The 18,923-nt window shown below is 30.7% G+C and carries 16 protein-coding genes; 14 read left to right on the top strand and 2 right to left on the bottom strand.

All coding sequences use genetic code 11. From position 1 onward, the window contains the following. Window positions 1–43: 43 nt before the first annotated feature. Window positions 44–1,024 (bottom strand): AraC family transcriptional regulator, encoded by a 981-nt coding sequence (locus KTF99_RS02090; protein ID WP_217215421.1) that lies wholly within the window; start codon window positions 1,022–1,024, stop codon window positions 44–46. Between the two features lie 144 nt (window positions 1,025–1,168). On the opposite strand from KTF99_RS02090, the gene KTF99_RS02085 reads away from it, so the two are divergent. The 8 genes from KTF99_RS02085 (at window position 1,169) to KTF99_RS02050 (ending at window position 11,586) form a co-directional block, all read left to right on the top strand. After that, window positions 1,169–2,137: an AraC family transcriptional regulator gene (locus tag KTF99_RS02085; RefSeq protein WP_008792129.1), complete on the top strand. Its 969-nt coding sequence runs from the start codon at window positions 1,169–1,171 to the stop codon at window positions 2,135–2,137. Between the two features lie 116 nt (window positions 2,138–2,253). After that, window positions 2,254–3,624, top strand: a complete 1,371-nt coding sequence (locus tag KTF99_RS02080) for a PTS transporter subunit EIIC (protein ID WP_008792128.1) — start codon at window positions 2,254–2,256, stop codon at window positions 3,622–3,624. Between the two features lie 48 nt (window positions 3,625–3,672). Next, complete coding sequence (locus KTF99_RS02075) at window positions 3,673–4,155, top strand: PTS sugar transporter subunit IIA (protein ID WP_008792127.1); 483 nt, start codon at window positions 3,673–3,675, stop codon at window positions 4,153–4,155. Between the two features lie 10 nt (window positions 4,156–4,165). Continuing rightward, window positions 4,166–6,739 carry a hypothetical protein gene (locus KTF99_RS02070; RefSeq protein WP_118232375.1) on the top strand — a complete coding sequence of 858 codons (2,574 nt, stop codon included), beginning with the start codon at window positions 4,166–4,168 and terminating at the stop codon, window positions 6,737–6,739. A 167-nt stretch (window positions 6,740–6,906) separates the two neighbouring features. Continuing rightward, window positions 6,907–8,313 (top strand): rhamnulokinase, encoded by a 1,407-nt coding sequence (gene rhaB, locus KTF99_RS02065; protein WP_008792125.1) that lies wholly within the window; start codon window positions 6,907–6,909, stop codon window positions 8,311–8,313. Window positions 8,314–8,315: 2 nt separating this feature from the next. Next, window positions 8,316–9,569: an L-rhamnose isomerase gene (locus KTF99_RS02060; protein WP_029481679.1), complete on the top strand. Its 1,254-nt coding sequence runs from the start codon at window positions 8,316–8,318 to the stop codon at window positions 9,567–9,569. 10 nt (window positions 9,570–9,579) lie between these two features. After that, entirely contained in the window at window positions 9,580–10,404 is an 825-nt protein-coding gene (gene rhaD, locus KTF99_RS02055; RefSeq protein WP_029481678.1) for a rhamnulose-1-phosphate aldolase, read from the top strand. 216 nt (window positions 10,405–10,620) lie between these two features. Further along, a complete protein-coding gene (locus KTF99_RS02050; protein ID WP_029481676.1) occupies window positions 10,621–11,586 on the top strand; it encodes an AraC family transcriptional regulator in 966 nt (321 codons plus the stop codon). A 60-nt stretch (window positions 11,587–11,646) separates the two neighbouring features. Here the strand turns inward: KTF99_RS02050 and KTF99_RS02045 are convergent, their stop codons facing one another. Then, window positions 11,647–12,204 carry a DUF3793 family protein gene (locus KTF99_RS02045; protein ID WP_003538648.1) on the bottom strand — a complete coding sequence of 186 codons (558 nt, stop codon included), beginning with the start codon at window positions 12,202–12,204 and terminating at the stop codon, window positions 11,647–11,649. A 248-nt stretch (window positions 12,205–12,452) separates the two neighbouring features. Here KTF99_RS02045 and pfkB point away from each other — a divergent pair, with 248 nt between their 5' ends. From pfkB to KTF99_RS02015, 6 genes are all read left to right on the top strand, one after another. After that, a complete protein-coding gene (gene pfkB / locus KTF99_RS02040; protein WP_003538645.1) occupies window positions 12,453–13,364 on the top strand; it encodes a 1-phosphofructokinase in 912 nt (303 codons plus the stop codon). Further along, the gene (locus tag KTF99_RS02035) at window positions 13,364–15,250 is read left to right on the top strand and encodes a PTS fructose transporter subunit IIABC (protein ID WP_003538643.1); all 1,887 of its coding nucleotides are present in this window, start codon (window positions 13,364–13,366) and stop codon (window positions 15,248–15,250) included. Before pfkB ends, KTF99_RS02035 begins: the two co-directional genes overlap by 1 nt. Before the next feature lies 1 nt (window position 15,251). Next, entirely contained in the window at window positions 15,252–16,022 is a 771-nt protein-coding gene (locus tag KTF99_RS02030) for an HAD-IIB family hydrolase (protein ID WP_009008764.1), read from the top strand. A gap of 464 nt (window positions 16,023–16,486) precedes the next feature. Continuing rightward, complete coding sequence (locus KTF99_RS02025) at window positions 16,487–17,275, top strand: PHP domain-containing protein (protein WP_003538631.1); 789 nt, start codon at window positions 16,487–16,489, stop codon at window positions 17,273–17,275. Window positions 17,276–17,477: 202 nt separating this feature from the next. Further along, window positions 17,478–18,083, top strand: coding sequence for a recombinase family protein (locus tag KTF99_RS02020; protein WP_003538629.1), 606 nt, complete (start codon window positions 17,478–17,480; stop codon window positions 18,081–18,083). A 273-nt stretch (window positions 18,084–18,356) separates the two neighbouring features. Continuing rightward, entirely contained in the window at window positions 18,357–18,848 is a 492-nt protein-coding gene (locus KTF99_RS02015; RefSeq protein WP_003538627.1) for a hypothetical protein, read from the top strand. Window positions 18,849–18,923: the final 75 nt, after the last annotated feature.

The following is an 18,923-nucleotide window of genomic DNA, read 5'->3' as shown; positions in this document are numbered from 1 at the left end:
AAATTAAAAAGATAGAAATTTTGAAATTAACCTCACTATTTTTCTATCTTTTTTTGTTTCTGTTACGATATTCTTTTGGTAAACAATAATAGGTTTCTTTAAATTTTTTATAGAAGAAACTTAGATTTTGATAACCACACTCATGAGCTATTTGGTCAATTGAATAACTACTATTGAGCAGCAGTTTTGATGCGTATTGCATTTTTAATTTAATAATTAATTCTTTGTAAGAATAATTGAAATTCTTTTTCAATAATGTTGTTAGATAACAAGGATTGATGTTTAAATACTTAGCTGTTGAATCGAGGCTGCAAGTAAGGAAATTTTTTTCTAAATATTGTAATGCTAAAATGATGATTGTACTGGATTTAGTAATGGATTCTAAGTTGATAGAGGTATCTAGAGTATTGATCATTTCTAAGATAATTAAGACAAAAAGACTTTTTTTTATTTCGGTTGAATTTAAGGTTGGATAAAAGTATTCATAGATAAATTCAAGAATAAACATTTGCAATCGTTGATTATTTTCTGTATTAAAGATCAAGTAATTTAAATCTGTGTTATCTTGATTAATTGCATTAATGAAAAATGATGTAATTAAGTTATTATCAGTTAATTTAGAAAAGAAACTATTATTTAGATAATCTTTTTTGATAATGAAATTAATCAAAATATCATTTTCATCAGTATAGCCAATTGCATGTGGCGTTCTGGTATCAATTAAAGTCATTTGTCCTTTTTTTAAAATAACTTCATGCCCATCGATAATTTGGCTGCAGCTTCCAGAGTACATATAATTTATTTCAATATGATCGTGGTCGTGAGTTGGAACATCATCAAAGCGTTGATTTTTATAGACTATAATAGTATCGGAGTCTGGCACATTATCGGTATTAAATTGATAGATATTATTGATTAAACGATATTTACCTTTAGTTGCATATTGAGTTGCAAATCCATTTTTATGTTTGATTTCTGTTCGACTATATGTTCTTAAAAAATGATCTAATTTAAAACTATCCATCGTTTTCCTCCTTATCTTTTTTATTATATCACTAAAACTAAAGTTTCGTCAGTAAATTACTAAATAGACGTTATAGTATCTTATTTTTATATTGTTAGAATATAAAGTATAGATATGATAGCGTTTACTAATAGAGGTGATGAAATGATCAGAGAAGATATTATGGAACGATTAGTTTGTTTTAGTGATGAAGAAATTAATAATTTAAATGGTTTTGTAGGAATTGATAAAAGTATTTTTATAAGTGAACAGTCAAATGTAGTTGATGCTGATAAATTATTAAAAGCTAATCAGCAGTTTGCTGTTCGCAAACATGCACGTTTTTGTGAATATCCAAAGCATCGTCATAATTATTTAGAGTTTATGTATGTTTATGGTGGTGAAATGGTTACTATAATTGATGATCAAGAGATTGTGATTAAACAAGGAGAATTATTATTACTAAATCAAAATATTGAACATGCAATTAAATACACTAATGAAAATGACATTATTTTTAATTTTATTATTAAACCAGAGTTTCTTGAATTTTTATCAGGTATGGCAGAAGAACAAAACGAGGTTTTTAGCTTTATTTTTGATGCTTTGTATTCATATGATAATAAGGGTGAATATTTAATTTTTAAGGTTAGTAATAATGAAATTGTCCGTAATCATATTGAGGCAATCATAACTAATATATACCAGCAACAATTAAATCATAGTTTTACATTAAAATTATTAGTGGGATTATTGTTGACAGAATTGATGAATAATCCACACTTGATTGAGACATACGAGAGTAATAATTATAATAAACTAGTTGTTATCTCTATTTTAAAATATATTACACTTAATTACCAAGAAGGATCGTTATCAGTGTTAGCTAAACAGATTCATCAGCCAGATTATAAGATTTGTAAGTTGATCAAAGAACATACGGGCTCTACTTTTAAACAGTTGATTCAAGAAGAACGTTTAAAAGCAGCGGCCAATCTTTTAAAGACTACCAGTTTGCCAATTGTTGAAATAATGCAGGAAGTTGGCTATGAAAATATTACGTACTTCTATAAAATTTTTAAGGAAAAATTTAAAATAACACCTAGTATTTATCGTAATCACAATCTTCGCTAAGCAAAATAGGATAATATCATTGCCAAGATTAGATATTATTTGTAACCGTTTAACTTGCTATTATGAATATGTCGAAAATAAGACAAGTAAAAATATTTTAAAGAGGAGATGTAGTTATGGCTAAAAAAGTAGATTACACGCAGTTAGCTAAAGAGGTAATCAGAGCAGTTGGGGGAAAAGAAAATATTAATGGTGTTACTAATTGTATGACCCGTTTAAGATTTGTATTAAAAGATGATAGTATACCAAATAGTGAAGAAGTCAAGCTAATTAAGGATGTAAAAGGAGTTATGAATAAGGGAGGTCAATATCAGGTGATTATTGGTACCCATGTTAATGAGGTAATTAAATTTGTTAATCAAGAACTAGGCTTTAAGGGTGATGAAAAAGCAACTGAGGATAAAGTTGAAGAAAAAGGCAATTTGTTTAATCGTTTTTTCAAAGTAATCAGTGGATGTATTATGCCAATGATAGGGCCAATGGTTGCAGGGGGGATTATCAAAGGAATATTGACGATTTGTGTAACCCTTGGCTGGATGACAAAAACTGATGGAAATTATTTGACCTTATATGCGGCAGCGGATGCATTATTATATTTTATGCCAATCATTGTTGGTTTTTCGGCTGGTAAGGTATTTAAATGTAATCCTTATGTAACAGCGACAATTGGTGCAGCACTGTTATATCCGGATTTAGTAAATGCTTTAGCAGGGGATACAGCACATCATTTTATGGGCTTAACAATTACAAATATGTCTTATAGTCAAACCTTATTACCAATTATTTTAGCTTCGTTTATTGCTGCAAAAATAGAATATTTTGCTAAAAAAATTATTCCGACAATGTTGCAATTAATGATTGTGCCTGTAATAGTTTTAATGATCACAGTACCGCTTAGCTGGCTAGCTATTGGTCCAGTCATGAATACAGTTTCTAGCTGGTTATCAACTGCGGTAGTATCGATATTTGGATTTAGTCCAATATTAGGAGGAATTTTGTTTGGTGCTTTTTGGCAGTTAATGGTTTTATTAGGATTACACAGTGCTTTTATTCCAGTATTATTAAATAATTTATTTACAATGGGCTATGATCCAATCAATGCAATCTTAGGATTGACAGTTTGGGCTTTAGCTGGCGTTTCTTTAGGATATGCAATTAAGATGAAAGATCCTGAGAAACGCTCATTAGGATTTGGAAATATGGCATCATGTTTATGTGGAGTGACAGAACCAACAATCTACTCTATCGCTTTACCACAAATCAAATGTTTTGTAGCAGCATGGATTGGTGGGGGAATTGCCGGTGGAATCTTAGGAGCTTTAGGTGGAAAAATGTATTCACTTGGTGGTGATGGTTTATTTAGAATTCCAGCGATGATCAATCCTAACGGAATTGATGTTAGTTTTTATGGTTTTATTATTACGGCTTTGATTGCATTGGTAGTATCAGCAATAATTACTTATTTTGCTGCTGATCCTGAAAAATAAATAATTAATCTTCTGTTTCCTAGAAGATTAGTTCTATGAGGAGAAAAAATGTTTAGATTTAAAAAAAAGAAACAACAAATTGAAATAAAAGCTCCGGTGGTTGGAAAAAGTGTCTCAATTGAATCAGTTCCTGATGATACTTTTGCAACTAAATTAATGGGAGAAGGCGTTGCATTTAAATTTAGTGGTAGTGATATTTGTGCACCGGTTACAGGTGAGTTGATTCTAGTTGCAGATACTTTACATGCATTTGGCATTCGTGACACACATGGTGTTGAAATCTTGGTACATATTGGTCTAGAAACGGTTACTCTAAATGGTGCTGGTTTTATTAAAATAAAAGAGATTGGGCAAAAAGTATTTGAAGGTGAGCCGATTATTAAAGTTGACCAGACGTATATGTTAAAAAGTGGACTTAATATGATTACAATGATGGTAGTTACAAATTCTAGTGACTATCAAATCAGCTTAGATAATCTTGAAAGTAATGTTGATTTAGATAGTGTTATGATTAGATGTATAGCTAATTAAGGAGGAATTTATGAGAGTAGTAGAAAAAAATTTAAATAGTTCCAGCTATCATAATTTATTTCCTTTTTTTTGGCAACATGGGGAATCTAATAATAAAATTGACGAATATATTACCAAAATGAAAGAGCAGGGAATTAATGACTTTTGTATTGAATCAAGACCTCATCCAGCATTTTTAGAAAAAGGCTGGTGGCAATCTTTAGATTTTATTATTGAAAAGGCTAAAGAGAATGATATGAAGATATGGATCTTAGACGATGCTAGATTTCCAACAGGTTATGCCAATGGTAAAGTACCAGAAGCATTGAGGAAAAGATACTTAAATTATCGTCGTTATGATATAGCGGGGAATCAAAAGTTTGCGCAGCTTAATTTGAAACCGATTGTTGATATGCGTACTTTTATGAATAATAAAAGGCACCAGCAGGATCAAATTTTTAGAGTTGTTTTAGCAAAAAATGATATTTCTGTAAAAGATGGTTTTAATGAAACTGATTTGATTGATATAACAAATCAGGTTAAGGATAATGTGTTGACTGTATCATTAGAAAATAATGTTAATTATAGTATTTTTGTTTTATATGTAACAATGGTAGGAGATGAAGCGGTTACGGAAGAATACTTAGATCCGATGAAAAAAGAGGCCACTCAAGTATTGATTGATGAAGTATATCAAAAGCATTATGATCATTATTATCATGAGTTTGGTAAAACTATCGTTGGTTTTTTTTCTGATGAACCCCGTTTTGGTAATACTAAAGGACCTAACGCTTCAATTGGTCGTTATAATATGCCTTTGCCATGGAATGAAAATGTTTTAATGAAGTTAAAGGAGATAGATTTTGATTTAAATAACCTTGTTTTATTATTTCAAGGGATGAGCAGTACAGCTAATATGGTACGCTATGCTTATATGAATATCATTTCTAATTTGTATAGTGAAAATTTTAGTCAGGTTATAGGAAACTGGTGTAAAGAAAAAGAAATTGACTATGTTGGACATGTAATTGAAGATAATAATGCTCATAGCCGTTTAGGTTATGGGGCAGGTCACTATTTCCGGAGCATTGCTGGTCAAACAATGGCGGGGATCGATATTATCGGAGGACAGATTGTTCCTGGAATGGATTATCATCACACAGCTTTTTCGACTGGTGGCAGTGATGGAGAATTTTATCATTATGCACTGTGTAAATTAGGTGCTTCTGCAGCAAAATTAGATAAAAATAAAAATGGTCGTTTGATGTGCGAGGCATTTGGAGCTTATGGCTGGGTTGAAGGATTGAAAATGATGAAGTGGATAACTGATCATATGATTAGTCATGGAGTTAATTTAATTGTGCCACATGCATTTGACCCTAAGGAATTTCCTGATTGGGATTGTCCACCGCATTTTTATGCACATGGAAATAATCCACAATATCCATATTTTCATTATTTTGCTAACTATGCTAACCGATTATGTAATTTAATGAGTGATGGACATCAAATCTGTAAAGTTGGAGTTTTATATCATGCTTTTGCAGAATGGTCTGGGGACTATATGTTAATTCAAAAAGTATTAAAAGTTTTACAACAAAATCAAATTGATTGCAATGTTATTAGTGAAGATTATTTGATGGAAGCGATGATTAAAGAAGATGTTTATCAAATCAATGGCTATGATTTTGAAGTCTTAGTAGTTCCGTATGCTAAAAGATTACCAGATTGTTTATTACAGACAATCAAGCGCTTAAAAAGTAAAGTTATTTTTATTGATGCTTTTCCTGAAGATGAGGAAGTTGAAGGTGCACTAGTGCTGTCACTTCAAGAATTACCTAGAGAACTAAATGATTACTCAGAAATTTTAATTGATCATATGGAAGAGAAACTAGTTTTTTATCATTATCAACATGATGATGGTGATATATATATGTTTAATAATGAAAGTATTTATTCTGATATTAATAGTCAGATAATGCTTAAAACAGACCAATCATTAATGATATATGATGCCTTTAGTAATCAAACTTATAAATTTGCTAGTAAAATTGAAGGGCAGCAACAGATTTTTAATCTGCATTTAGCACCATATCAATCGCTTATTTTAGTAAGTGGTAAGAGTAATGATTTGATACCAGCGAAAAAAAGTGAGTTAGGAAATGTAAATGATGTTGAGATTTCTTTAAGAGCATTTAACGAAACTAAATATCGAGTAAATTTTAAAGCTGATTTAAACACTAATTTAATGAATCGTTATCCGTGTTTTTCGGGTGCTGTCAAGTATCATTTTAGATATTCATTTATAACTAAAGATGTTTTATTAGAAATTAGTGAAGCATATGAAATTGTTGAAGTAATCGTTAATGGAAAGTTAGCGGGAGTCAAAATAGCTCCAGAATATTTATTTGATATAAGTGAATATCTTGAAATTGGTGAAAACTCGTTTGAAATAATTGTTATCAACACATTAGCTCGTAATCAGCATGATGCAATGTCACAGTTTTTGGCACTTGAACCAATGGGAATCACGGGAACACTCAAGTTCTATACGAAAAATGTTGACGATGAGGTTATTGTAAATAGAGATAAAAACTTAATTTAATTTCAAATTACATTCATTAATGTTAACAACAGTAATTTTTATAGAAAGGTAATTTGGCCTTTCTATTTTATTTTGCAAATAAAGACACTTTTTTAGACAAGTATCGTCCTTAAAATGAGGACAGGTTAAATTTATAATATGGGTGTAATAGAGGAGGAAAGTATAAGATGGAATACTATTTGGCAGTAGATATTGGTGCTTCGAGCGGAAGACATATTTTAGGAAGTTATCAAAATGGTAAACTTGTTTTGGAAGAAATACATCGTTTTGAAAATAATATTAGAGTGATTGATGAGCATTTATCTTGGGATGTTGATTATTTGTTTCATGAAATCATTGCGGGAATGAAAAAATGCAAAGAATTAGATAAAATACCACTTAGTATGGCAATTGATACTTGGGCAGTTGATTATATCTTTTTAGATAGGCATGGTAAACGAATTGGCAATGCTATTTCTTATCGTGATCACCGTACTGACAATATTGATCAAGAAGTCTATAAAATAGTTTCGGCGGAAGAACTGTATGAGCGAACAGGAATTCAAAAACAGTTATTTAATACACTTTATCAATTAATGGCTGTAAAAAAGTATACGCCTGAAATTTTAACCCAAGTTTCTTCGATGCTGATGATTCCTGATTACTTTAGTTACTTGTTAACAGGTAGGCAGGTTTGTGAATATACTAATGCCTCGACTACTCAATTAGTGAGTTCAAATACTAGAAATTGGGATCGTGAATTAATCGAACAGCTAGGATATCCACAAACTATGTTTAAAGAAATCATTGAACCAGGCACCATAATAGGTAATTTAACAGATATTGTTCAAGAAAGTGTAGGTTTTGATACAAAAGTTATTGCCACAGCCAGTCACGATACTGCTTCAGCAGTAGTAAGCGTTCCAGCTCTTCGAGAAGATTTTATTTATATTTCCTCAGGAACATGGTCGTTAATGGGAATGGAACGAAATATTGCAGATTGTTCATTGGAGAGTATGCAAGCTAATTTTACAAACGAAGGTGGTTATAATCATCGTTTTAGATATTTAAAAAACATTATGGGACTTTGGATGATTCAATCATTGCGTCGTGAGCTAGAAGAAACGTTAAGTTTTAATGAGCTTTGCCAGATGGCAAAAGCCAATCAAAATTTTCCTTCACGTGTAGATGTAAATGATTGCTGTTTTTTATCACCAGATTCAATGATTAAAGCAATCCAAGATTATTGTCAAAATTCTAATCAGCCGATACCTAAAACTGCTGGAGAACTGGCAAATGTGATTTATCAGAGTCTTGCAATAAGTTATGCAGCTACAATTGAAGAAATTGAAATGCTAACAAGAAAAAAATATGAAGCAATCTATATTGTTGGTGGTGGCGGGAATGCTGAGTATTTAAATGAATTAACAGCAAAAGCTACTGGTAAAGTAATTTATACGGGACCGGTAGAAGCAACTGCAACTGGTAATATAGTTGTTCAAATGCTTAATAATCAAGTTTTTGCTTCACTTGTTGAAGCACGTAAATGTATTAAAAATTCGTTTGAAATTAAAAAGTATAAGGAGGAAAAATAAAAATGAATGTAGTTGAAAGATATAAAAGTGCTAGAGAAATTTATAAAAAAGTTGGTGTTGATACCGATTTAGCAATAAGAAAATTACTTAATTTTCCCATTTCTATGCATTGTTGGCAAGGTGATGATGTAGTTGGATTTGATGGAGCGGGGACGTTGTCGGGAGGCATTCAAACAACCGGTAATTATCCAGGAAAGGCTAGAACGCCCGAAGAACTAATGGCTGATATTGATAAAGTATTATCATTAGTCCCAGGTAAACATAGAATTAATCTTCATGCGAGTTATGCCATTTTTGAAAATGGTGAAGTGGTAGATCGTGATCAAATCGAACCTAAGCATTTTATTAAATGGGTAGAGTTTGCCAAAGAAAGAGGATTGGGGCTAGATTTTAATCCAACGATTTTTTCTCATCCTAAAGCTGAGGGTCTAACATTATCTAATCCGGATAAAGAAATTCGTGAATTTTGGATCAGACATTGTAAGGCTTGTATTCGTATTTCTGAATATTTTGCTAAAGAATTAAATAGCCCATGTCTAATGAATATTTGGATTCCTGATGGATTAAAAGATATTCCCGCTGATCGTTTAGGACCACGGCAACATTTTATGGAATCATTAGATGAAATTTTATCAATTGATTATGATAAAGAAAAAGTATTGGTTTGTTTAGAATCAAAAGTATTTGGAATTGGGATGGAATCGTATACTGTTGGGTCTAGTGAATTTACGATTAATTATGCTCAAACAAGAGGAATCTTGCCACTGATGGATAATGGACATTATCATCCTACTGAAGTAGTATCTGATAAACTATCTGCAATGTTGTTATTTAATCAAAAAGTAGCTTTGCATGTAACTAGACCAGTTCGCTGGGATAGTGATCATGTTGTATTATTTGATGATGAAACAAAAGAGATTGCTAAAGAAATTGTTCGTAACGATGCCTTAGATCGAGTATTAGTTGGTTTAGATTTTTTTGATGCAAGCATCAATCGTATTAGTGCTTGGACAGTAGGAATGAGAAATATGCAAAAAGCTTTATTAAATGCCTTATTAATCCCATTTGATGATTTGAAAAAAATGCAGTCTGAAGGTGATTTTACAAAAATCATGGCGCTACAAGAAGAATTGAAATTATACCCATTGGGTGATGTATGGAACTATATTTGTAAAATTACTCAAGTACCTGAAGGTCTAGAGTGGTTTAAAGAAATTAAAAAATATGAACATGAAGTTTTAGTAAATAGAAAATAGGAGTAAAATAATGGAAATCTTAAAAACACAATTTATTCAAGGTTTTATGAGAATGTGCAGCGACGGCTATAAGTTAGGCTGGCATGAGCGAAATGGTGGAAATCTTACCTATCGAATTAAAGTAGGTGAAATCGCTTTAATAAGAGAAGGGTTAGATGAAACAACTGAGGATTATCCGATTGGGACGAGTGTTCCAGCTTTAGCTAATGAATATTTTTTAGTAACTGGTTCAGGTAAATTTTTTAGAAATGTTGATATTGATCCATTAGATAGTATAGGTATTATTAAAATTGATACTCGTGGTGAGAATTATAAGATTTGTTGGGGACTTATTAATGGTGGAAAACCAACTAGCGAATTGCCATCACACTTAATGAATCATGAAGTAAAAAAATTAAAGAATGAAAATTATCGTGTCATTTATCATTGTCATGCTACTAATGTAATTGCTTTAACATTTATTTTACCATTAAAAGATGAGATATTTACTCGGGAGTTATGGGAAATGGCGACTGAATGTCCAGTTGTTTTTCCTGATGGTGTAGGGGTAGTCCCTTGGATGGTTCCTGGAGGTCGTGATATTGCCATCGCAACATCTGAATTAATGAAAAAATATGACGTGGCAATCTGGGCTCATCATGGTATCTTTTGTGCAGGAAGCGACTTTGATATTACTTTCGGTCTTGCTCATACAGTTGAAAAATCAGCTGCAATTTTAGTCAAAATGTTATCGATGTCATCAACTAAATTACAGACTATCTCACCAGCTAATTTTAGATTGTTAGCTAAAGATTTTAATGTTGTTCTACCAGAAAAATTTTTATTTGATAAATAAAATATTGTCTTGATTAACTATGTGTTTTTTGACCAACAATCAAAAATATCTCCAGTTATTTATCATTGATTAAAACCTCTCTTTTAATGCTGGTGGTTAATCATGTTTGAAAATAAAGATTATTTAATTAATAATTTAAATAATCTTTATTTTAGTTTAAATCGATTGCGTTTTAGAATTTACAAAGTTATCATAAATAAAAGGGGGAAGATAAATATGAATCAAAGCCTTTTGGAACAGCTGAAAATAATAACTGCTGAAGAACAGGCAATCTTAAATAATAAAGTAAATATTCAAAAATCAATTTATACTGGTAATGATCAGTTTATTGTTGAAAGTAAAAAAATGCTGGATAAACAAACTTTGATTTCAGTTAGAACCCATACTCGTTTTGCTGACTTCCCCTTGCATCGTCATAACTATATCGAAATGATGTATGTATGCCAAGGCTCAATTACTCATATTATTGATAATAAAAAAGTAGTTTTACGACAAGGAGAAATCTTATTATTGAATCAGCATTCTTGGCATGAAATAAAAAAAGCTTCAGCTGATGACATTGCTATTAATTTAATGATTTTGCCAGAGTTTTTTGATATGGTTTATACAATGATTGGATATAATAATATTATTGGTGATTTTTTAATAAATATTTTAAAACAAGATGAATGTCGTGGCGAATATTTACTGTTTAAAGTTGCTGATATTCTTCAAATTCAAAATCTAATGGAAAATATAATCTATTCATTATTGCAGAGTGAATCTGAATTTCGTCACGAACATCAAATTACAATGGGATTATTATTTTTATACTTGACTAAATATATTGCTCGAACAAAGAAAGGGACGACCAAGGAATTTGAAGAACTTTTAGTAGAGACAGTTGTTGATTATATTACCGATAATTACAAACATGCGACTTTGAATGAAATTGCACAAATTCTAAATCAGCCAGTTTATGCTTTAAGCAAGCTAATCAAACAACAAACTCAACGGAATTTTAAAGAATTATTGCAAAGTCGTAAATTTTATCGTGCTGAAGAACTATTGAGGGATACAAAACTATCAATCAATGACATTATCACAGCTGTAGGATACGAGAATAATAGTTATTTTTTTAAAAGATTTAAAGCAAAATATAAAATGACGCCAACTGCATATCGAAAAAAAATGAAATTGTGATTTTTAATATAATTATAAAAGCTATGACTCATGTCAAAATAACCGGTCATAGTTTTTATTTTAAACATGGGCTAATAATTGTTCAATTCGTTCTCCTTGACAAAAACGTCTTTTTAATTCTTGTGTGCATTTTTTATATCGGTCAAAAGTACAGAGGGTTTGGGGAACATGGCTATATACTTTCCAATATCCAATATATTTATAATCAGCACCGTTGATAAACCCTTTAACATCAGTCAAAGGGTACCCCAAAAACAAACCGATTTCATGAGGAAATTCACTACTATTCATTCTAATCTTTAGCCAATTTATTAGACTGTCGATATCTTGATAAGGGTAATGATAATTATTTAGAACAGCTCTAAATTTATGGTTATTAAAAAGGTTATTTAATTTTTCTTTTTGATAAACATAAATCATTTTTGAATTATTATTTTCATGAATAATCGAAATGTATATTCCTCTTTGATTGCATAGTTGGTTGTAATAATTTAAACACTCTTCTAATTCATTGAACTCATTGCTAATATTAAAAATATTTCCAGCTTTCATTTTTAATAAAGTAGGACTACAAAAAGTAACAAGTTTAGATTCAAATAATAATGCAGTTGATGGCATATAATCACTCCTTTTACATAGTTAGCAATGACTAACTATGTAAAAGATATCATAAATATAAGGTGATTTCAATTGTTTTTGTAAGAAGCTTGTTAATGGAGTTAAAATTATTATTAAGTTTAAATAATTAAAATTATAAGATTAAATTTCTTTATTTGAAAATAAATATTGACTCATTAATTTGACGGAGAATACACCTAAGTATATACTAAGAGTGGATTAAAAATTAACTTAAGGAGAAAATTAAGATGATATATACAGTAACGTTAAACCCAGCAATTGATTATGTAATTAAAGTAGATAATTTTGAAACCGGAATTGTCAATAGAACAAAACAAGAAAACATGTTTTTTGGTGGTAAAGGAATTAATGTTTCTAACGTTTTAAAAACTTTAGGTGAAAAAAGTACGGCGTTAGGATTTATCGCAGGATTTACTGGCAAAGCAATCAAAGAGGGATTAGAAGCTAAAGGATTAAAAACTGATTTTGTTGAAGTTGCCGGATTATCAAGAATCAACGTGAAGATGAAATCTGATAATGAAACTGAAATTAATGGGATGGGACCACAAATTAAAGATGCACAAGTTCAAGCATTATTAGGTAAGTTAGATAATTTAAAAGATGGTGATATTCTAGTTTTATCTGGAAGTATTCCAGGCAGTATGCCGGATGATATATATGAAAAAATTATGGAATATGTAAAATCAAAAAATGTTTTGATCGTAGTCGATGCAACTAATAATTTATTGATGAACTGTCTAAAGCATCATCCATTTTTGATTAAGCCAAATAATCATGAATTAGCTGAAATTTTTAATGTTGAAATTAAAAATAAAGAAGATGTCGTTGTTTATGCTAAGAAATTACAAACAATGGGAGCTAAAAATGTGTTAGTTTCGATGGCCGGAGATGGAGCAGTATTAGTCGATCAAAATAATGATGTACATATAACATCTGCTCCTAAAGGTGAGGTTAAAAATTCAGTTGGGGCGGGTGATAGTATGGTCGCTGGATTTATTTACGGTTATATTAAGACAAATGATTTCAAAACGGCTTTAAAACAGGCTACAGCTACTGGTAGTGCAACTGCATTCAGTGAAGATTTGGCATCAAAAGAAAAAATAGATGAATTATTAAAAACAATAAGTGAGGATGAATAATGAAAATTACAGATTTATTATGTCTGCAGGGAATTGATATGAATGGGGAAGTTGCTAATAAAGAAGAAGCGATCGATCACTTAGTTGATTTAATGGTGGGTACTGGAAATATTAGTGATAAACTAGCCTTTAAAAAAGGTATTTTAGCTCGCGAAGCTCAAAGTACAACGGGAATTGGAGAAGGAATTGCAATCCCGCATGCCCAAGTAGCAGCAGTAAAAAAACCTGGACTAGCAGTAATGATAGTTAAAGATGGTGTGGATTATCAATCATTAGATAGTCAACCAGCACGGTTGTTTTTTATGATTGCAGCCCCAGTTGATGGTGGTAACATTCATTTGGAAACATTAGCAAGATTATCCGGGATGTTAATGGATAATGATTTTAAAGAAAATTTAATTAATGCTAGTGATGCAGTGGAATTTTTAAGATTAATTGATGATAAAGAAAATGAAATAGTGAAAGTAAAAGAAGAAACTGACGGTACTAATTATGAAGTTTTAGCAGTTACCGCATGTCCTACTGGAATTGCTCATACTTTTATGGCAGCAGAAAGTTTAGAAGCAAAAGCTAAAGAAATGAACATATTATTTAAAGTAGAGACAAATGGGGCAACAGGGCCTAAAAATGTTCTTACGGCTGAAGAAATCAGTAAGGCACGATGTATTATTGTGGCAGCAGATAAACAAGTGGAGATGTCACGTTTTGATGGTCGGCCTGTAATTATAACTAAAGTAGCTGATGGAATTAATAAAGCAGAGGAGTTATTGTCGCAAGCAATAAATGGTAATGTAGAAATTTATCATCATCAAGGAGATAAAGTGGTTAGTAGTTCTGCCAATGAGGGAATTTGGCGAAAATTATATACCCAATTGACAGATGCTTTAAGTAAAATATTGCCAATCATTATTGGATCGGGAGCATTGATTTCAATTGCTTCATTAGCAGCAAGTTATAATTTATTTGGAATCAAACAAATTTATGATAGTATTTGGCTAAGTAACAGTTATATTCTGGGGATAACCGTTAATGGGATGATCGTTGCTTTATTTGCTGGCTTTATTGGTCAGGCAATTGCAAGTCAGCAGGGATTTGCAGTAGCTCTTGCTGGCGGGGCTGCAATGTTATTAAATAATATGTATCTACAAAATATGCCTAGTCCTGGTATTTTAGGTGCAATCATAGCGGGCTTTATTGGTGGATATGTTGTAATTTTATTACAAAAAATTTGTCGTAAATTGCCAGAATGTTTAGATGGTATAAAGCCAACAGTAATATATCCGATTTTTGGGGTCATGATTACGGGTGTTTTATCATATTTGATTAGTCCTTATGTTGGAAGTCTAAATCAGACTATTAGTGTATTTATTGGTAGTATGGATATTGTTTATAAACTAATTTTAGGAGTTATTGTTGGGGGAATGATGTCTGTTGACATGGGTGGCCCAGTTAATAAAATTGCTTATCTTTTTGGAATAGCTCAAATTGTTGAAGGTAACTTTGATGTTATGGCTGCTGTAATGGCCGGCGGAATGGTACCGCCATTAGCAATTGCAATTAGTACAACTTTCTTTAGAAATAAATTTACATTAACTGAACGTAAACTAGGTTGTCAAAATTACTTAAAAGGCTTAATGTTTATTTCTGAAGGGACAATTCCTTTTGTTCAAAAAGACCCCCGCTTAGTAACATTAGCTTGCATTGTTGCTTCAGCAGTAGCTGGTGGTTTTTCAATGCTTTATAATTGTGGAATTAGAATTCCTCATGGTGGAATCTTTGTATTACCATTAATAGCGCATCCTTTTAGATATATTGTTGCTTTATTAGCAGGAAGTCTTTGTGGAGCTGTTATTTATGGATTCTTTAAAGAAATTGGAGAAGAATGATATGAAATATATATTTTTTGATATCGATGGAACTTTGACGGATAATACAACTGGAAAAATTGTTCCAAGTGCCCAAGAAGCCCTAGATAAATTACAAGAAAATGGTAATTTTGTAGCTATTGCAACGGGACGCGCTTATTATAAAGCTAAAAACTTTCTTAAAGAAGTTGGTTTAAATAATATGGTTTGTAATGGTGGTAATGGTCTTGTCATAAATCATCAGTTAGTAAAAAATGCACCATTGGATCGGCAAAAAGCATTGGCTGTTATTGATGAAGCAGAAAATTTAGGCTATGGAATCCTAATAGCTCCATTTGATAGTATTGATGTATACAGTAAAAATACGTTATTTTTAAAACAAGCAGGTTATCGAAAAGAACCAACACGTTATACAATTGATAGTGAAATAAATTATCATAATTTAGAAAATATTTATAAAATTTATATTTCTATTCCAGCTAGTGAAGAAACACGATTAACATTAAAAGATACGTTAGGTTCATTACGTTTTGAACAAGAATATTTAATGTTTCAGCCAGATGATAAAAAGCAGGGAATAGTTGATATGATTGCGATGATAAAAGGAAATATTGATGATGTTGTAGTATTTGGAGATGATTATAATGATCTTGTTATGTTTGATGAACGTTTCTATCGAATTGCGATGGGTAATGCCTGTGATGAATTAAAAGCTAAAGCGGATTATATAACTGATCGCAATACTAGTGATGGAATTTATAATGCTTGTAGGGTGCATGGTTGGATCAAATAATCGAAGGATAAAATTTCTAATTATTTGTTTTAGATTAGTTCACATTTAATTCATAGAGTGATGCTAGGATAATAGTGTCGAAAGACAAACCATAATAATATGTAAAATATATTAATCCCCTCATATATGTTTTACAACCTGAATGATGGATGATTCCCTCTCCCAAAAACTCATCCATCCTATAAGGAGTCTCCCCTGGCTCCTTTTTTATTTTAAAAAATTATACGGTTCACATTTAATTCATAGAGCGGTGCTAGGATAATAGTGTCGAAAGACAAACCATAATAATATGTAAAATATATTAATCCCCTCATATATATTTTACAACTTAAATGATGGATGATTCCCTCTCCCAAAAACTCATCCATCCTATAAGGAGTCTCCCCTGGCTCCTTTTTTTATTTTATTACTGTACTTTTTTTTAAGAATTGCATATAATCATAAAAAAAGAAGGGGTGATAAAGATGATTGACGGACATATGCATTTAGAATATGGGGATCTAAATAAAGAATATGTATTAAAGTTTGTTGATGCAGCTGTTAAAAAAGGTTTGACAAAGATTCAAATTTTAGATCACACACATCGTTTTAAAGAGTTTGAAGAGATTTATACAGAATTAAAAGAAGAGCCATTGCAAAAAAAATGGCTAGAGAATAAAGCAATGAAATTTAAGGATACTTTAGATGATTATGATAAATTAATTGAGGAAGTTAAAGCATTAGATTTGCCGATTGAAGTTACATTTGGTTTAGAAGTATGCTACGTGCCTAAACATGAAAAGAAGATTGGAGAAGTATTAGCTAACCATAATTATGATTTTGTTGTTGGGGCAATACACTCAATTAATGGCAGATTATATGACATGAATTTCTCTAAAGATATTTTATGGAATAAATTTGATGTTGATGATATTTATCGTGATTATTATGAATTGATTTTTTCATTGGTTAAGTCTGATTTATTTACGCAATTAGCACATCCAGATACAATAAAAATGTTTAATTATTATCCAACCTATGATTTAACACCAACTTATCATCAGTTAGCTGATTTGTTGGTTGAACATAATGTAAAAGCTGAAAATAATACAGGATGTTATTATCGTTATAATCATAAAGATATGGGATTAAGCGAAGAATTGTTAAAGATATTAAAAGAACATGGAGTATCGATGATTACAGCAAGTGATGCTCATCAACCAGATCATGTTGGAACTAACATTGCTGATATTTATGAAAAGACGATGTTATAATTATAAATTAAATTTTATTAGTTAAACAGAAGCGATAATTTGTTGATTATTGTTTCTGTTTTAATTTTATCGTATTACGATTATAAAAATGGATTTATCACTGCTGACGATGTAAGATGCAAAGAATCCCTAAATAATTAGCCATTTATAGCATTCTAACTTTCCCTATGCCATAATTTTTACTCGAGGAGGAAAATATAGAATGGAATATAACAAATATGGATATATACGGGTATCAAGTAAAGACCAAAATGTTGATAGGCAGATTACAGCTTTAAAAGAGGTTGGACTTACAGGGAGCCAGCTTTATATTGATTATCAGTCCGGTAAAGATTTTAATCGTCCTCATTATCAAAAACTTCTTCAGGTTTTAAAACAGGGAGATATTTTATACATTAAATCAATTGATCGTCTTGGACGTGATTATGATGAAATCATTGAACAGTGGCGTTATATTGTCAAGAAAATCGGAGTAGATATTGTGGTAATTGATTTTCCTTTATTAGATACACGTGAAAAGCATGATGGAATTACGGGTAAATTTATTGCAGACTTAGTATTGCAAGTGCTTTCTTATGTTGCTCAAATAGAACGCGAAAATACACGTCAAAGACAAGCCGAGGGAATTCGTGAAGCTAAACGTAGAGGCGTACGATTTGGAAGACCAAAATTAACGATTCCCGACGATTTTGAAGAAATTTATTATTTATGGCGAAAAAATGTAATCAGCAAAGCTGAAGCTTCGCGTCGTTTAAGTACAAATAATCATACCTTTACTAGATGGGTAAAGGATTATGAATCAATATAAATAAAGTTATTTAAGTAAAAACAGGAAAAAATGTAGACCTTTTTTCCTGTTTTTTTCAATCATAATATTTGTGAAAATTAAGAAAATATCTTATTTAAGTTTGTTTATTTAATTATATATTCTATGTGAGAAAAAGTCTACTTTGCTTCCTAAAAAGAAATACTTTATATTACAAAACACTCGAATACAAACCCTGATATTTGTATTCGTAAACAATATTTAATTATTTTCAAGTTTACAGAAAATAAAGTATGTTTTAATGTAATGACTTGAATGGTGGAAAGGATAAAAGAAGTGGAAAGAATTATTATTAGAAAAGATATGATTTTAACAACTATTCTTATTTTATCCATAATTCCATTTTCATTAATTATGATAAGCATTCCAATAGTAGCTTCAGGATTTATTTCGAATGTATCATCAGCTATCATGATATTTTGTTTATTTATATTTGGGGTGCTAGAGTTCTTTTCTTTGGTAATTGTAATAGTTGGAACTATTGAATTATTAGAATTGATATTTTTTGGAATGAAAAAGTTTGTAATTGATAAAGATGGTATCACTTCTTATAGGCTATGGAAAAAAGTGATTTTATGGCAGAAGGTTGCGGAAATTCAGCTGCACCATGAGCCTTTTTATTTTCTGATAATTCTTGAAAAGAATGGTAAGAATATGGAAATAAATCTAGCCAGTGCTTCGTTAATGATTTCAGAACAAGAGATATATCAGTATTGTTTAAAAAAGTGGAAGATTGCACAAAAATAAAATAATTAAAAAGATTATTATTTTATGTAATAATCTTTTTAATTATAGAAAAAGGTGGAAAAATTCCACCAGTAT

This window comes from Erysipelatoclostridium sp. MSK.7.34, from assembly GCF_019041935.1.
Taxonomy (GTDB): domain Bacteria; phylum Bacillota_I; class Bacilli_A; order Erysipelotrichales; family Coprobacillaceae; genus Thomasclavelia; species Thomasclavelia ramosa.
This window is presented reverse-complemented; position numbering and strand designations above follow the sequence as displayed.

Excerpts from the sequence above, each read along its gene's own strand:
- KTF99_RS02090 (WP_217215421.1), bottom strand. The coding sequence starts at position 1,024 with ATGGATAGTTTTAAATTAGATCATTTTTTAAGAACATATAGTCGAACA.
- KTF99_RS02085 (WP_008792129.1), top strand. The coding sequence starts at position 1,169 with ATGATCAGAGAAGATATTATGGAACGATTAGTTTGTTTTAGTGATGAA.
- KTF99_RS02080 (WP_008792128.1), top strand. The coding sequence starts at position 2,254 with ATGGCTAAAAAAGTAGATTACACGCAGTTAGCTAAAGAGGTAATCAGA.
- KTF99_RS02075 (WP_008792127.1), top strand. The coding sequence starts at position 3,673 with ATGTTTAGATTTAAAAAAAAGAAACAACAAATTGAAATAAAAGCTCCG.
- KTF99_RS02070 (WP_118232375.1), top strand. The coding sequence starts at position 4,166 with ATGAGAGTAGTAGAAAAAAATTTAAATAGTTCCAGCTATCATAATTTA.
- rhaB (WP_008792125.1), top strand. The coding sequence starts at position 6,907 with ATGGAATACTATTTGGCAGTAGATATTGGTGCTTCGAGCGGAAGACAT.
- KTF99_RS02060 (WP_029481679.1), top strand. The coding sequence starts at position 8,316 with ATGAATGTAGTTGAAAGATATAAAAGTGCTAGAGAAATTTATAAAAAA.
- rhaD (WP_029481678.1), top strand. The coding sequence starts at position 9,580 with ATGGAAATCTTAAAAACACAATTTATTCAAGGTTTTATGAGAATGTGC.
- KTF99_RS02050 (WP_029481676.1), top strand. The coding sequence starts at position 10,621 with ATGAATCAAAGCCTTTTGGAACAGCTGAAAATAATAACTGCTGAAGAA.
- KTF99_RS02045 (WP_003538648.1), bottom strand. The coding sequence starts at position 12,204 with ATGCCATCAACTGCATTATTATTTGAATCTAAACTTGTTACTTTTTGT.
- pfkB (WP_003538645.1), top strand. The coding sequence starts at position 12,453 with ATGATATATACAGTAACGTTAAACCCAGCAATTGATTATGTAATTAAA.
- KTF99_RS02035 (WP_003538643.1), top strand. The coding sequence starts at position 13,364 with ATGAAAATTACAGATTTATTATGTCTGCAGGGAATTGATATGAATGGG.
- KTF99_RS02030 (WP_009008764.1), top strand. The coding sequence starts at position 15,252 with ATGAAATATATATTTTTTGATATCGATGGAACTTTGACGGATAATACA.
- KTF99_RS02025 (WP_003538631.1), top strand. The coding sequence starts at position 16,487 with ATGATTGACGGACATATGCATTTAGAATATGGGGATCTAAATAAAGAA.
- KTF99_RS02020 (WP_003538629.1), top strand. The coding sequence starts at position 17,478 with ATGGAATATAACAAATATGGATATATACGGGTATCAAGTAAAGACCAA.
- KTF99_RS02015 (WP_003538627.1), top strand. The coding sequence starts at position 18,357 with ATGGTGGAAAGGATAAAAGAAGTGGAAAGAATTATTATTAGAAAAGAT.